Source organism: Streptomyces sp. NPDC013157 (assembly GCF_042899865.1).
Lineage (GTDB): Bacteria > Actinomycetota > Actinomycetes > Streptomycetales > Streptomycetaceae > Streptomyces.
This window is the reverse complement of record NZ_JBIBAK010000001.1, coordinates 348,079-360,658: the sequence shown is the minus strand read 5'-3', so window position 1 is coordinate 360,658 and position 12,580 is coordinate 348,079. Positions and strand designations below refer to the sequence as shown.

Genomic DNA, 12,580 nt, shown 5'->3' with positions numbered 1-12,580 from the left:
GGTCACCGCACGCGGCCCTCGTCCGGTTCGGTCTGCTCCTCTTCGTCGTCGGGCAGGTGAACGTCGTCGACGGCGATGTTCACCTCCACGACCTCCAGGCCCGTCATCCGCTCCACGGCGCTGATGACATTGGTGCGTACGCCGCCCGCGACGTCGACGATGGAGACGCCGTACTCGACGACGACGTCCAGGTCGACCGCGGCCTGCCGTTCCCCGACCTCGACCTTGACGCCGCGGGTGACCGCTCCGCCGCTGCCTGTGCCGGGGACGCGTTCCCGCATGGCGCCGAACGCGCGGGCCATCCCCGCGCCCAGGCTGTGGATGCCCGGTACCTCGCGGGCGGCCATGCCCGCGATCTTGGCCACCACACCGTCCGCGATGGTGGTCTTGCCCCGTGTCTCGGCCGGAGCCCCCGACCCGGTGCGGCCCGTGAGCGGGCTCACGCCCGTTTCGGACCGGCCGCCCCCGCCGACGCTGGTGATGTTGTCCGTCATGGCGGTCGCCTCGATCGGTCGCTCGGACACCGGTGCGGCGCCCTTGGAAGCGTTGGACATCACGGACGCCACATTCCTCACACCCGGGAGATGTGGTGTGCGTCACATGCCACCCTCTCGGGTACACGGGTGGTCCGGTACCTTGTGCGGGGGCGCCATGATCGAAAACGATGTTTCCCCAACGCCGGAGCGCGACCTGTCGGTACGCGACCTGCCGGACCGACTGCTGGCCGTACGGGCGGCCGAGGGGGACGAGGACTCCTTCGCCGTTCTCGTCCAGCGGCACAGCCGGTCCCTGCTGACCCTGGCCCGCTGCATGCTGGGCAACCCCCAGGACGCTGAAGAGGCCGTCCAGGACGCCTTCATCAGCGCCTGGCGCCACCTGCCGGAATACCGGCACGGCGCGGAGTTCCACACCTGGATGTACCGGATCACCGTCAACCGATGCCAGACCATGCGACACCGCCGACCGGCGCCCGTCCCCCTGGAAACCGTCGCCGAACCCGCGGCGGGCGACGCGTGGAGCCAGCCCGCCCGGACCGCCGAGCAGGATGCGGCCACGGCTGCCCTGTGCCGAGCACTCGCCGAACTGGACGCCGGACAGCGGGTCTGCTGGGTCCTGAGGGAGGTGCAGGGCCTGCCCTACAAGGAGATAGCGCACGTGACGCGTACCGGCGAGCAGACGGTACGCGGCAGACTGTTCAGGGCGCGCCGATCCCTGCAGGAGGCGATGGGCCCATGGCGCTAGACGACCCGCACACGCGGCCTCCCGAACCGCCCGGAGCCGGCGGGCCACGCAACGGCTCAGCCGCCGCCGACGTGCCCCCGTTCGCAGGCGATGAGGTACTGCCCTGCGGCCGCCTGCTCAGCCGGGTCTGGGAACAGGGGCGGGACGCACCGCCGGCCGCGGGCCCGCACCCGGCGTCCTGTCCGCACTGCCGGGAGGCAGTCGAGGGACTGGCCACGGTGAACGCGGCCGCCCGGGCGCTGCGCGACGAGAACCCTCCGGGCCTGCACGCACTCGCCGACCGGGTCATGGGCGTCGTCAGGGCAGAGGTCCGCTTCGGGCGGATACTGCCCCTGGCCGACCCGCACCTGGACCTACGGATCGCCGAGAGCGCCGCGGCGAAGGTGCTGAGGCGGGCCGCGGACACGGTCCCCGGTGCCAGGGCCGCGACCTGCCGACTCGTACCCGAGGGCAACGGCACCGGCGTGCGGGTGACCATGACCCTGGCCGCCTCCCTCGACCGCCCGCTGCCCGACCGGGTCCACCAGGTACGCCGATCGGTCCTCCACGCGGCCGGACAGGACCTGGGGCTCACGGTGACAGCCGTCGACATCGCCGTGGTCGACGTACTGGAGCCGGGGTCAACCCTCGGCCCCCGCCTCCCGACGGGCGGTGGCACGTGATGACCGCCACCGACACCACCGCGCTTCTCGGCGTCGCGGCCGAGGCGGCCCTCGCGGTTCCTGGCGTGGCCGGCCTGCAACCCCGCCTCGCCCGACGCCTCGCGGCAGCCGCCGCGCCCACCCGGGTGGACACCACGCCGCCCGAGGCCGGCATTCGCGCCGACCGGGCGCCGGACGGTTCGGGATGGCACATCGAGGTGCGCTGCGTCCTGACCGAGGGCCGGCGGGCGCTGGACATCGCCCGAAACGTCCATGACCGGGTGACAGCCGCCCTCATCACCCACCTCGCCACCCACGGTGTCGCGGAGCCGGTCACCGTCGCGGTCACGGTGACCGGTATTGCCGCCTGGCACGACGCGGCATGAGCGGCGGCGCGGGCCAAGCCCCGCGAACCGTCGCTCCCACGTGCTCTCGTTCAACCCATCGCTCCGCATCGGTCCGCCGGAGCCCGACAAGGAGTACCCTGGTGATTACCGAGAGCTTTCCGTACACCGGCTTCCACGTCGGGTCGTTCTCGGCGATTCACGACAACCGGGTCGGCCACGACCGGCCCGGGGTTGGGTCCGCGTCATGACCGCGACCATTCTGTTGACGCCCGCGGTCGAAGACCGGACTCCTTCTTCGTCGCCTTCTTCGTCGCCCCTCCGACTCGTCCTGGCACCTCTCGGAACCGCTCCGGCCCTGATCGACGGTGCCTGGTGGCCCCGCTCCCGCTCCCTGACGGCGGAGCTTCCGGCGCTCATCGAGGTCCTCGATCCCCTGTGGGGGCGGATCACCCGAGTAACGGTGAACCCCACGTTCTGGCCCGTCATCCCGCGAAAGGTGCCCGTCCAAGGGCACGTGGTGCACGTCGGCTGGTTCGAGGCCGAGCAGGACCCGCACAAATTGCTGCTGCTCTCCTATACCGTCGGCCGCTGGGACCTGCTGGTGATCCCACCGGAGACAGAGCCGGCCATCGCCGCCCGGCTGATGGCCGCGGCCACCGACCCGTCGCGGAGCCTCACGGCGACCGGCCTGATCCATGAGGCCGAAGCTTTTGTCGCGGCAGAGGCAGCGGCCGGAAGCGACGCTGCCCGCTGCTGAGTCCCTTCCGCTGTGTCCTCGGGCCGGGCGGACCTGCAGGGCCGTGATGTCCTGCTCGCCGCAGGCACGCGCTCGGCCGACGGGTGCCGTACTAGCGGCTCGTGCCGATGTCTCCCTCGTCATTCGGAGAATTCCGCTGTCTCCTGCCGTCCGCAGCTGAGTCGTGCCCTTGCTCCTTCAACAGTTCAAGGAGTGCGGCATCCGCCCTCTTTTGATCTTCCTTCGTCAGCTCGACCGGCGCATTGTTGTAGACGGTGTAGCGACTCGGATCCATGATGTTGGCGGCCCGCAGGGTGAATGTCAGCAGGCGGCGCCACCCCTTGCGGTGACCGACTCGCGCTTGCAGCTGGACCTTGTAGTCACGGGCTTCCGGCATGAACCCGGAGAACGGTGCCTCGAACTCGATGAAGAGCTGTTGCGCTTCTCTGCCGGGCACGACGAAACCGGCCGGAAGCTTCGCATCCTCGTCCGGCCCCGGCTGGAGGCGGGACGGTGAGGACACCCACAGAAGCGGCAGGTGGGAAGCGGGCTCGTCAGGGAAGGTCAGGATGAGGTCCTGGACGACTATCGGCTTGGGACCGGTGTTGTGAAGGACGAGCGGGAGCCGCAGGCGGGCAGTGGACGAGTGGACAATCGCTGCGAAGGCATGAGGCTCCCACGTCCTCAGGCGCCCTTGTCTCGCGTTGAGCCACCAGAACGACGCGACGGTGAAGAGCAGTGCGCAGGCCGACACCACGCCGGCGCCTGTGAGTGATGAGGACGCGGCCAGATCGGCCGCGACCATCAGCGGAACCACAGATTCAGTGTGCCAGCCCAGGTGCGGGCTGGCTAACAGGACTCAGGGGCCTCGGCCGTCTGCGCGCAGCAACCGATGGGCAGGACGGTCCCGCGTGTCACAGGGGGCCGCTGCACCGCTCGGCCCACGTCATGAGTCGACACCGGCAAGGAGCACGAGGTACCAGGCGACCAGTGCGGCGCACACCACCGCGGGGACGAGTTTCGGCAGCCTGTCTCCCTTGCGCACGTGGGTGGTCACAGCACCGGCGAGAAGCATCAGCAGCCCGACGCCGGCCGGCCCTCCGGACAACGGCAGGACCGGGCCGAGGGCCACGCCGATGGCGCCTGCCAGCTCCAGCACACCGATCACCCGGTAGGCCGTGACGGTGAAGCCGGCGTGGGCGGCCAGCCGGGGCATCGGACCGAGCGCCATGATCTTGGCCACGCCCAGCAGGGCGAAGACCAGCACGATGAGACCGGCCAGTGCGGCGGAGAGGCTCACGAGACGTCCTCGACGGTGTGCGGGCGACGTGCCTGGCGGCGTTCGGCTCCCAGGCCGGCGAAGTAGGCGACGAGGTCCGGGTCGTCGACCGCCGAGGGATTGAGGACCTGCTCGGCGGGGGCGCCCTGGAGGAGGCGTTTGACCGGGACTTCGAGTTTCTTGCCGGTCCTGGTGTGCGGGATGGCCGGCACGGCGAGGATCTCGTCGGGGACGTGGCGGGGGGAGGCGCCGGTGCGGATGGCGCCGCGGATCGTCTCGCGCAGGGCGTCGTCCAGCGTGACACCAGGCGCAGGGACGACGAACAGCGGCATCCAGTAGCCGCCGTCGGGTTCCTCCGCGCCGATGACGAGGGCCTCGGTGATCTCGGGGAGGCGTTCGACGATGTCGTGGATGTCGGCACTGCCCAGGCGTACGCCGTTGCGGTTGAGGGTGGCGTCGGAGCGGCCGTGGACGATCACCGAGCCGTGGGAGGTGAGGGTGATCCAGTCGCCGTGCCGCCATACGCCCGGGTAGGCGCCGAAGTAGGCGTCGCGGTAGCGGCTGCCGTCGGGGTCGTTCCAGAAGTACAGCGGCATGGAGGGCATCGGGCGGGTGACGACCAGTTCGCCGACCTGGCCGACGACCGGCCGTCCCGCGCTGTCGTAAGCAGCCAGCGCCACGCCGAGGTTGGGGGCGGACAGCTCGCCGGCCCAGACGGGGGTCGTGGGGGCGCTGCCGGCGAAGGCGGAGACGATGTCGGTGCCGCCGCTGGTGGAGGCCAGCTGGACGTCGGTGCCCACGTGGTCGCGGACCCAGGGGTAGGCGGAGGCAGGCAGGGCGGAGCCGGTGCAGCCGACGGCGCGTACCGCGGACAGGTCGTGCACGGAGGGTTCGATGCCCAGCTTGGCCATGGCCAGCAGGTACTGGGGGCTGGTACCGAAGACGGTGATCTTGTGGCGGGCTGCCAGCTCCCACAGGACGTCGGGGCGCGCCACCGGTGCCGGGCTGCCGTCGTAGGTGCAGGTGGTGGCGCCGGTCAGCAGGGTGGAGACGACCAGGTTCCACATCATCCAGTGGGTGGTGGTGTACCACAGCAGGCGGTCACCGACGCCCAGGTCGCAGTGCAGGCCGAGGATCTTGAGGTGCTCCAGCAGGACGCCGCCGTGCCCGTGGACGATGCCCTTGGGCAGGCCGGTGGTGCCGGAGGAGAAGACGACCCACAGAGGGTGGTCGAAGGGCACCGGGGTGATGGTGAGGTCTTCGGTGCGGGTGGCGGCGTCGTCCCAGGGGACCGTCAGGCCGGTGCGTCGGCTCTCGGGCCAGGTCAGGCCCAGGTGGTCCACGAGCACCGTGGCCTTCAGCGTGGACAGGGCGTCGGCCAGTTCGAGCGAGGCGGCACGGCGGTCGTGGGCGGCGCCGTTGAAGAGGTAGCCGTCAGCCGTGATGAGCACCGTCGGCTGGAGCTGGGCGAATCGGTCGGCGGCGGCCCTGGGCGCGTAGTCCTGGCCGCACACCGACCACACCGCGCCCAGGCTGGCGGTGGCGAGGAAGGCGATGACGGCGTGGGGGGTGTTGGGCAGGTAGCCGACCACCCGGTCGCCCTGTGCCACGCCCAGGTCGCGCAGGGTGGCTGTCATGGAGGCGACCCGGGCGCGCAGTTCCCGGCCCGTGATCTCGTAGCCTGCTCCGGTCTCGTCCAGCGCGGTGATCGCGGGAGCGTCCGGGTGCAGGTTGCGCAGGGCATGGTGGGCGTAGTTGAGGGCCGCGCCGGGGAACCAGCGGGCGCCGGGCATGGTCTCCTCGGCCAGCACCCGCTCGTAGGGAGTGGTCGCGTCGACGGCGAAGTACGCCCATACCGCGGCCCAGAAACCTTCCAGGTCGGTGACGGACCAGCGGTGCAGGGCCTGGTAGTCGGTGGGGTCCTGGATACCTTCGGCGCCCTGGTGCCGGGCGGCCCAGCGGGCGAAGTCCGCGATCCGGCTGCGGGCGGCCGTCTTCGGGTCGGATGGCAGGAACGGTTCCGGACAAGGCGTGGCGTGCGGGCTGGTCATGGTGCGGTGCTCCTCGGCAGCGGAACGGCCCGGGCATCCGCGGTACGGCGGGCCGAGTACAGCAGGGCGGCCCAGGCGGTGGCGCCGGGGAAGTGGCCGGTGCCGGCAGGGACGGTGTCCATCACGACACGGTCGGGGCGCAGCAGGACGGCGTCGGCCCGACCGCGCGCCAGCCAGGCGGCCAGCGCGCCGTCGTCGCCCAGGTCGCCGACGTGGAGCGTGGGTGCGTCCAGCGCTGCGGCCACGGCCGTCATCCGCGGGGTGGGCGGCAGAGCGGTCACGACCGCGAAGGAGTCTCCGAGGATGTCGTCCAGGCGGACTCGCCTGCCGTCGGCGATCACCCAGGGCTGCGGACAGAAGGTGCCGGGCAGCCCGCGCCCGATGAGCCCGGGGCGGCGCCGGACGAGCGGGCCGGCGGTCAGCGCGGGGCTGAGGTCACGGCTCACCGCCGAGGTCACGCCGGGAACGCGGCAGGCCGTGGCCACGGCGGTCCGGCGGAGCGCCGCGGCTTGGTCCTGTCCACCGGTCATGGCCCAGCCGACGGCGACCGCGACCCGGATCAGGTGGCGGGCGTGCGGTTTGCGCTCGCGTTCGTAGGTGTCCAGCAGCCTGTCGTCCGCGCCCTGCCGGAGAACGCGGGCGAGTTTCCAGGTCAGGTTGCGGGCGTCGCGCAGGCCCGCGCACAGCCCCTGCCCGATGAAGGGCGGGGTGAGGTGGGCGGCGTCGCCGAGCAGGAAGACGCGTCCCCGGCGCCACCGGTCGGCGAGGCGGGCCCGGAACGTGTACTGCGCCTGCCGGATCACCTCGAAGTCGTCGCCCCGCGAGACACCGGAGGGCACGTCCATCCAGGGGGCGACCAGCTCGCGCAGGCGCTCCAGCCCTTCCGGGCCGTCCAGGGCCTCGTCGTCGGCAAGCCGGAACTCCCAGCGGTAGCGATCCTCGCCGAGGCGCATGAAGGTGGCGGGCTGGGTGGGGCAGCAGATCTGGTCGACGCCTTCCCAGGTGCGGACCGGGCGGCTGGTGCGCACGTCGATGACCCGCCAGCTCTCCTCGAAGTGCAGGTCCTCCCACACGGCGCCGACGGCGTCACGGGTCAGACTGCCCGCGCCGTCGCAGCCGAGGACGGCATCGGCCCAGACGTGCTCGTCCTCGTCGCTGCCGTCGCGGCGGAAGGTGACCCGGACCGGAGCCGTCCCCTCGGTGCCCTGGCTGACGGACACGACCTCCACCCCGCCCCGCAGCTCGCACTCCGGGCGGCGCGCGAGAGCGGCGCGCAGCAGGCGCTCCAGGTCCGGCTGGTCGAACATGCTCGTCTGGGGGAAGCCGTGGTGACCGTGCGGCGACCGCGCGAATTCGGCGATCACGCGGTGCCGGGAGTCCAGCAGCCGCAGCCCGCGCGCCGGTCGGGCGAGGGCGGCGAAGTCTTCGTGGACGCCGGCACTCTGCAGGATCCGGCGCACCTCGTCGTCCACGACGACCGCGCGCGGCAGGGGGTAGACGTCCCGGTGGCGTTCCAGGAGGAGGCTGCGCACCCCGTGCCGGGCGAGCAGGAGCGCGGCCGTGACTCCGACCGGCCCCGCACCGATGATCACCACGGGTCTCCGGGCTGTGGCGCTCACGTCGCGTCCGCCACGGCGTTGCGCTGCTCGCCCAGGTCGATGTGCCCGTCGGGGGTGGAGATCGTGGCCGTGACGAGGTCACCGTTGCGCAGATACCGGGGGTTCTTGGCCTGGCCGTTGAAGAACGCCTTCCACTTCAGCGCGGGCGGCAGCAGGGCGGCGATCTTCTCGACCGGCTTGGGCGGGGCCTTCAGGGCGGTGCCGCCGGGGGTGCCGGTGAGCAGCAGGTCGCCCGGGTCGAGGGTCTGGAAGCGGGCCAGCAGGGTGAGCGCCTGCGCGGGCCGCACGATCATGTCGGCGAGAGTGCGGTCCTGGCGCGGTACGCCGTTGACCGACAGCCGTAGCCGCAGGTCGATCAGACGGGCGAAGTCCTCGGGCTCCAGCAGGGCCAGGTACGGCCCGGTCGGGGTGAAGGTGGGGTAGGACTTGCTCTCGTAGAACTGCGTCTTGGTCAGCTGGACGTCGCGGGCGCTGACGTCGTTGGTGAGGACGAGCCCGGCGACATACGAAGGCAGGTCACGCTCGTCCACGACGGTGCCCACCGGCAGCGGCGCACCCATGACGAGGCCGAGTTCCACCTCGTAGTCGAGGAACCTCACGTGCGCCGGGCGGACGATCGCCTCGTGCGGACCGCTGACCGAGCCGGATGCCTTGCGGAAGAAGGTGGGCGGGATGTCGCCGGTGAACCCGGAATCCTTGGCGTGGCTGCGGTAGTTGACCATCTGGGCGACCACCCGGCAGGGGGTGGTGACCGGGGGAAGTGCCACCAGGTCGGCGACGGGTGTGCCGCTCTCGCCGGAGGCGGCGGCCTCCCGCACGGCGGCCCGGTCGGAGAGCAGTTCGGCGGTGGTGACGGCCTTGGTCTCGATGCGGACGGCGCGCTCGTCCCGGACGGCCCACCAGCCCTCGGAGGTGCGCAGAACGTTGGTGCTCATGAGCTCATCGCTTTCATCAGGCCCAGCAGGCGTGCGGGGTCGAGTTCGTTGTCGTCGCGCAGGGCCGTCACGACCTCGCGGAGCTTGGCGGGGGAGGGGTTGGTGCCCAGGAAGTCGCGGGTGACGGGCGGACCCCACTGGGCCAGGCCGCTCGCCGACATGGGTGCCCAGCCGGGTTCGAGGTCGCAGGAGAACAGATCGCCGTCGGCGAAGTGCTCCAGCATGAAGCGGTCGGGGTCGCGCCAGTAGTCGAAGAGCTGGCTGCCCTGGATGTGCCGGCCGATTCCCCAGCTGCGCTGGTAGCCGCGCTCGGCGAGGTACTCGCCGCCGACGGCGATCGCGTCGAGGTCGGTGACCTGATAGGCCGAGTGGACGTATCCGGTTCCGGGCCCCAGGTGCAGGGCGAGGGTGTGGTGATCGACGGCCAGGCTGCCCTGGTCGCAGCGGATGAACGCCATGGTCGGCCCGCGCCGGCGCTGCCCGTCCAGGAACAGGAAGTCGGAGACGATCATCCCGAGGGTGTCCAGGTACCAGTCCAGGGTGCGGGCGAACGTCCGTGTCTCCAGCACCACATGGCCGAGGCGCTGGATGCGGGACGGCTCCCGGGGCGGCCGCTGGGTGGCGTTCGTGCGACGGGGTTCGGTGCCGGTGTTGAGGGTCAGCGGCGGCTGCTCGGGCAGCGCGGGCAGCGGTTCGGCGCAGTGCACGACCCGGACCGGCAGGCCCGAAGGATCGAACAGGGTGACCGACCGTCCGCCGCCCGGTACGTCGATGTCCCGGACGGTGTGCCCGACGGCCGCGGCCAGCCGGTCCACATCGGCCCGCTCGGCCGCTCGGAACGCCGGCCCGAGGAAGCGGGAGGCACTCCCACGACGGATGACCATGCAGGGGGAGCCCTCGAACGTGCCCCGCAGCCACAGCTCGTGCTGGGTGCGGGCGGCGATCGCGAAGCCGAAGTCGCGGGCGAACACCTCGGCCCGGTCCAGGTCGGGCTTCTCGAACTCCAGCCAGGCCAGGTCCGCCACTTTGATCACGGGATTCCCGGCTCGTCCGGGGTGCTCTCCGCGCAGGGCGCCCTGCTCACTGTGGAGGTCTTGGTGGGGCGTCAGAGGACCGCCCTTGTCAACCGGGATGTGGGACATGGTGTCCTCCAAGCAACATTGCCGTAATGAGGAAATCATCAACTCTGCTGTTTCTCGTCGTCAATAGGTCCAGCCCAAATAATTGAGGATCTCATCAGTAATGGCAGACTGATCGTCGTGGCGGTTACACTGGGCTGTATGCCGACGTCAGCCCCACCCCAGAACCGCTTCGAGCGGCGCCGCGCCGAGACCCGTCAGGCGCTCGTCCGCGCGGCCCGGCAGATCCTCGCGGAGACCGGGGACACCAGCGCCAGCATCCAGGCCATCGCCGAGCGCGCCGATGTCGGTTTCGGATCCTTCTACAACCACTTCGAGTCGAAAACGGAGCTGTTCGACGCCGCGGTGACGGACGCCCTGGAGGAGTTCGGGCAGGTCATCGACGCGCGCGTGGAAGGCATCGACGACCCGGCCGCGCTGGTCGCGGCCGGTTTCCGGCTCACTGCCCGGATGGCGGACTCCCACCCGGAACTCCTGCGGATCCTGCGTGACCGAGGCCTGTCCCACATCCACTCGGACAGCGGTCTCTCGCCGCGCGCCCTGCGCGACCTGGAGATCGGCATCGCGTCGGGCCGCTTCACCTGCGACAACGCGACCACCGCTCTGTCCGCCCTGGGCGGCACCCTGCTGTCCCTCGTGGCTCTCAGGCTGGACCGCCCGGACCTCGACGGCGACGAGGCCGCCTCCGACCTGGCCGGGATGGTCCTGCGCATGCTCGGCGTCCCCCCGGACGACGCCCATGAGGTCACCCGGCGCCCGCTGCCCGGCCTCGACTGACAGCTGCCTCACTCACGACGTCCCGCACCTGCAGCGCTGCCGCCTGCGGTGCCACGCCGGCGGCGACGAGGAACGCGGTGGCCGCGGCCTCGACCGTGGGGTCCGCCCACGCGCTCGCGACGTTCTCCTCGGCGAGGGCCAGCAGCAGTGCTTCCAGCGCCTGAGCGAGGACGGGCGCGGGGACATGGTCCGCGAACACGCCTTGGCGCTGACCGCGTCGTAGGGTCGCGACGGCCTCGTCGCGGACCGATGCCAGGGTGGCGCGGATCGCCTCATCGCCGAGGTGGCGTCGCCCCAGGGAGATCAGCATGCGGTACTGGTCGCGCACCGCCCATCCCGACAGGACCATCCGCGTCATCGCCTCGAGCGGATCGGCACCCGGCGTGCGGGCTGTGGCGAACGCCTGCCGGAGCGCTTGGTCCGCTTCCTGCGTCAGCTCGGCGATCAGCGCCTCCCGGCTGGAGAAGTGTCCGTAGACGGTGCGCCGGGCGACGCCCGCAGCCTGAGCGACGCTGTGGAGACTCGCGTCGGGGTCGTCCCGCAGTCTCTGCCGGGCGATCGCGAGAATGCGTCTGCGGTTCGAGCGAGCATCGCTGCGCCGCGGAGTGCGGCCCAGGGCGTCGGTCGTCTGCATGGCTGCGTCCCTCCGGGGGCTCTGGCTGCCGGAAAACCGTGGGCGCCGGTGCTCCCTCAAACACCGGCGCCCACTCACCCCTGCCCGAGGTGGCTTCGATGTCCCGCTGACGGGCGTCAGGGGACCAGGATGAGGCGGATCGGGTCGCCGATCTTGTTCTCCAGACGGCTGACCGCGTCGGCCGCGTCGATGAGGGGGATGTGGTCCGTGATGGAGGGGGCCAGGTCGAGGCGGCCGGCGGCGGTCAGCCGCACGAGCTCGGAGACGGACTCCGGGAAGCCGCCGTAGTGACCGCGCACCTGCTTCTGCAGGTAGTTGAAGGTCAGGCCCTCGGTGATGGTGAGCGGCCTGGGGGTGATGCCCACCAGGATCAGGGAGCCGCCCAGGCCGAGTGCGGAGGCGGCCTGCTCGCGGACGGCGGGTACGCCGGCGCAGTCGAAGGCGAAGTCCAGGCCCCGCCCACCGGTGGCTGCGCGTACCTGGTCGGCGAAGTCGGGGGCTGCCGGATCGAGCGCGAGGTCCGCGCCGAAGGCCAGGGCACGCTCGCGAGCGCTGGGCAGCGGGTCGACGGCGATGATCGGGGCGGCACCGACCAGGCGGGCCAGGCGCACGTTATGCGCACCGACTCCGCCCACGCCCCAGACGCCGACGGACTGGGCGGCACGGACTCCCGCAGTGGCGACGACGGCGGCGTAGGGGGTGGAGACCGCGTCGGGGATGATCGCGGCCTGGTCGAAGGGGAGGCTGTCGGGGATGGGAATGAGGGTGTCCTCGCGGGCGATCACGTACTCGGCCCAGCCGCCGTCGTAGTCGATGCCGGCGGTGAGCATCCGGGTGCAGGGACGGCGGCGCACGCAGCCGGCGCACCGGCCGCAGGTCTTGCCGGCCTCCAGGGTGACGCGGGTACCGGGAGCCAGGCCGCGCTTGAGGTCGGGGCCGAGGGTGTGGACCACACCGGAGACCTCGTGGCCGACGGTGACCGTGTCGGAGGTGGCGAAGAGGGGGACGAGGGAGCCGTCGAGAAGGTGGACGTCGGAGAGGCAGACACCGGCGGCCTTGACCTCGATGAGGACCTCGCCCGGGCCGGGCACGGGGACGGGGACCTCTTCCACGGCGAACTTCTTGCTGTCCAGGTGGAAGCGTCCGGCGAGCATGGTGTCCATGAGGATCTGCTTTCTGT

The 12,580-nt window shown here is 71.6% G+C and carries 14 protein-coding genes; 5 read left to right on the top strand and 9 right to left on the bottom strand.

All coding sequences use genetic code 11. From position 1 onward, the window contains the following. Nucleotides 1-2: 2 nt before the first annotated feature. Nucleotides 3-494 (bottom strand): Asp23/Gls24 family envelope stress response protein, encoded by a 492-nt coding sequence (locus tag ACFY6U_RS01610; RefSeq protein WP_390035175.1) that lies wholly within the window; start codon nt 492-494, stop codon nt 3-5. 157 nt (nt 495-651) lie between these two features. Between ACFY6U_RS01610 and ACFY6U_RS01605 the strand changes: the two genes are divergently transcribed. The 4 genes from ACFY6U_RS01605 to ACFY6U_RS01590 all read left to right on the top strand — a co-directional run bounded on the left by ACFY6U_RS01605 (nt 652) and on the right by ACFY6U_RS01590 (nt 2,987). Then, a complete protein-coding gene (locus ACFY6U_RS01605) occupies nt 652-1,242 on the top strand; it encodes an RNA polymerase sigma factor (RefSeq protein ID WP_390034535.1) in 591 nt (196 codons plus the stop codon). Next, nucleotides 1,233-1,904, top strand: a complete 672-nt coding sequence (locus tag ACFY6U_RS01600; RefSeq protein ID WP_390034534.1) for a hypothetical protein — start codon at nt 1,233-1,235, stop codon at nt 1,902-1,904. Before ACFY6U_RS01605 ends, ACFY6U_RS01600 begins: the two co-directional genes overlap by 10 nt. Continuing rightward, nucleotides 1,904-2,269, top strand: a complete 366-nt coding sequence (locus ACFY6U_RS01595; protein WP_390034533.1) for a hypothetical protein — start codon at nt 1,904-1,906, stop codon at nt 2,267-2,269. Before ACFY6U_RS01600 ends, ACFY6U_RS01595 begins: the two co-directional genes overlap by 1 nt. A gap of 205 nt (nt 2,270-2,474) precedes the next feature. Next, the gene (locus ACFY6U_RS01590; RefSeq protein WP_390034532.1) at nt 2,475-2,987 is read left to right on the top strand and encodes a DUF5994 family protein; all 513 of its coding nucleotides are present in this window, start codon (nt 2,475-2,477) and stop codon (nt 2,985-2,987) included. A gap of 91 nt (nt 2,988-3,078) precedes the next feature. Here the strand turns inward: ACFY6U_RS01590 and ACFY6U_RS01585 are convergent, their stop codons facing one another. The 6 genes from ACFY6U_RS01585 to ACFY6U_RS01560 all read right to left on the bottom strand — a co-directional run bounded on the left by ACFY6U_RS01585 (nt 3,079) and on the right by ACFY6U_RS01560 (nt 9,992). Continuing rightward, nucleotides 3,079-3,783 carry a hypothetical protein gene (locus ACFY6U_RS01585; protein ID WP_390034531.1) on the bottom strand — a complete coding sequence of 235 codons (705 nt, stop codon included), beginning with the start codon at nt 3,781-3,783 and terminating at the stop codon, nt 3,079-3,081. A gap of 129 nt (nt 3,784-3,912) precedes the next feature. Further along, on the bottom strand, nt 3,913-4,266 hold the full coding sequence (locus tag ACFY6U_RS01580) for a DoxX family protein (RefSeq protein WP_390034530.1): 354 nt from the start codon (nt 4,264-4,266) through the stop codon (nt 3,913-3,915). Continuing rightward, the gene (locus ACFY6U_RS01575; protein WP_390034529.1) at nt 4,263-6,296 is read right to left on the bottom strand and encodes an acetoacetate--CoA ligase; all 2,034 of its coding nucleotides are present in this window, start codon (nt 6,294-6,296) and stop codon (nt 4,263-4,265) included. Before ACFY6U_RS01575 ends, ACFY6U_RS01580 begins: the two co-directional genes overlap by 4 nt. Then, the gene (locus ACFY6U_RS01570) at nt 6,293-7,915 is read right to left on the bottom strand and encodes a bifunctional 3-(3-hydroxy-phenyl)propionate/3-hydroxycinnamic acid hydroxylase (protein ID WP_390034528.1); all 1,623 of its coding nucleotides are present in this window, start codon (nt 7,913-7,915) and stop codon (nt 6,293-6,295) included. The genes ACFY6U_RS01575 and ACFY6U_RS01570 overlap by 4 nt, the downstream gene beginning before the upstream one ends. Next, nucleotides 7,912-8,850: a fumarylacetoacetate hydrolase family protein gene (locus ACFY6U_RS01565; RefSeq protein ID WP_390034527.1), complete on the bottom strand. Its 939-nt coding sequence runs from the start codon at nt 8,848-8,850 to the stop codon at nt 7,912-7,914. Before ACFY6U_RS01565 ends, ACFY6U_RS01570 begins: the two co-directional genes overlap by 4 nt. Continuing rightward, nucleotides 8,847-9,992, bottom strand: coding sequence for a VOC family protein (locus ACFY6U_RS01560; protein WP_390034526.1), 1,146 nt, complete (start codon nt 9,990-9,992; stop codon nt 8,847-8,849). Before ACFY6U_RS01560 ends, ACFY6U_RS01565 begins: the two co-directional genes overlap by 4 nt. Nucleotides 9,993-10,130: 138 nt before the next feature. Here ACFY6U_RS01560 and ACFY6U_RS01555 point away from each other — a divergent pair, with 138 nt between their 5' ends. After that, a complete protein-coding gene (locus ACFY6U_RS01555; RefSeq protein ID WP_390034525.1) occupies nt 10,131-10,766 on the top strand; it encodes a TetR/AcrR family transcriptional regulator in 636 nt (211 codons plus the stop codon). On the opposite strand, the gene ACFY6U_RS01550 is transcribed toward ACFY6U_RS01555, so the two are convergent. Next, nucleotides 10,735-11,400: a TetR/AcrR family transcriptional regulator gene (locus ACFY6U_RS01550; protein ID WP_390034524.1), complete on the bottom strand. Its 666-nt coding sequence runs from the start codon at nt 11,398-11,400 to the stop codon at nt 10,735-10,737. The two genes, ACFY6U_RS01555 and ACFY6U_RS01550, sit on opposite strands and share 32 nt — an antisense overlap. A 116-nt stretch (nt 11,401-11,516) precedes the next feature. Next, nucleotides 11,517-12,563, bottom strand: a complete 1,047-nt coding sequence (locus ACFY6U_RS01545; RefSeq protein WP_390034523.1) for a zinc-binding dehydrogenase — start codon at nt 12,561-12,563, stop codon at nt 11,517-11,519. Nucleotides 12,564-12,580: the final 17 nt, after the last annotated feature.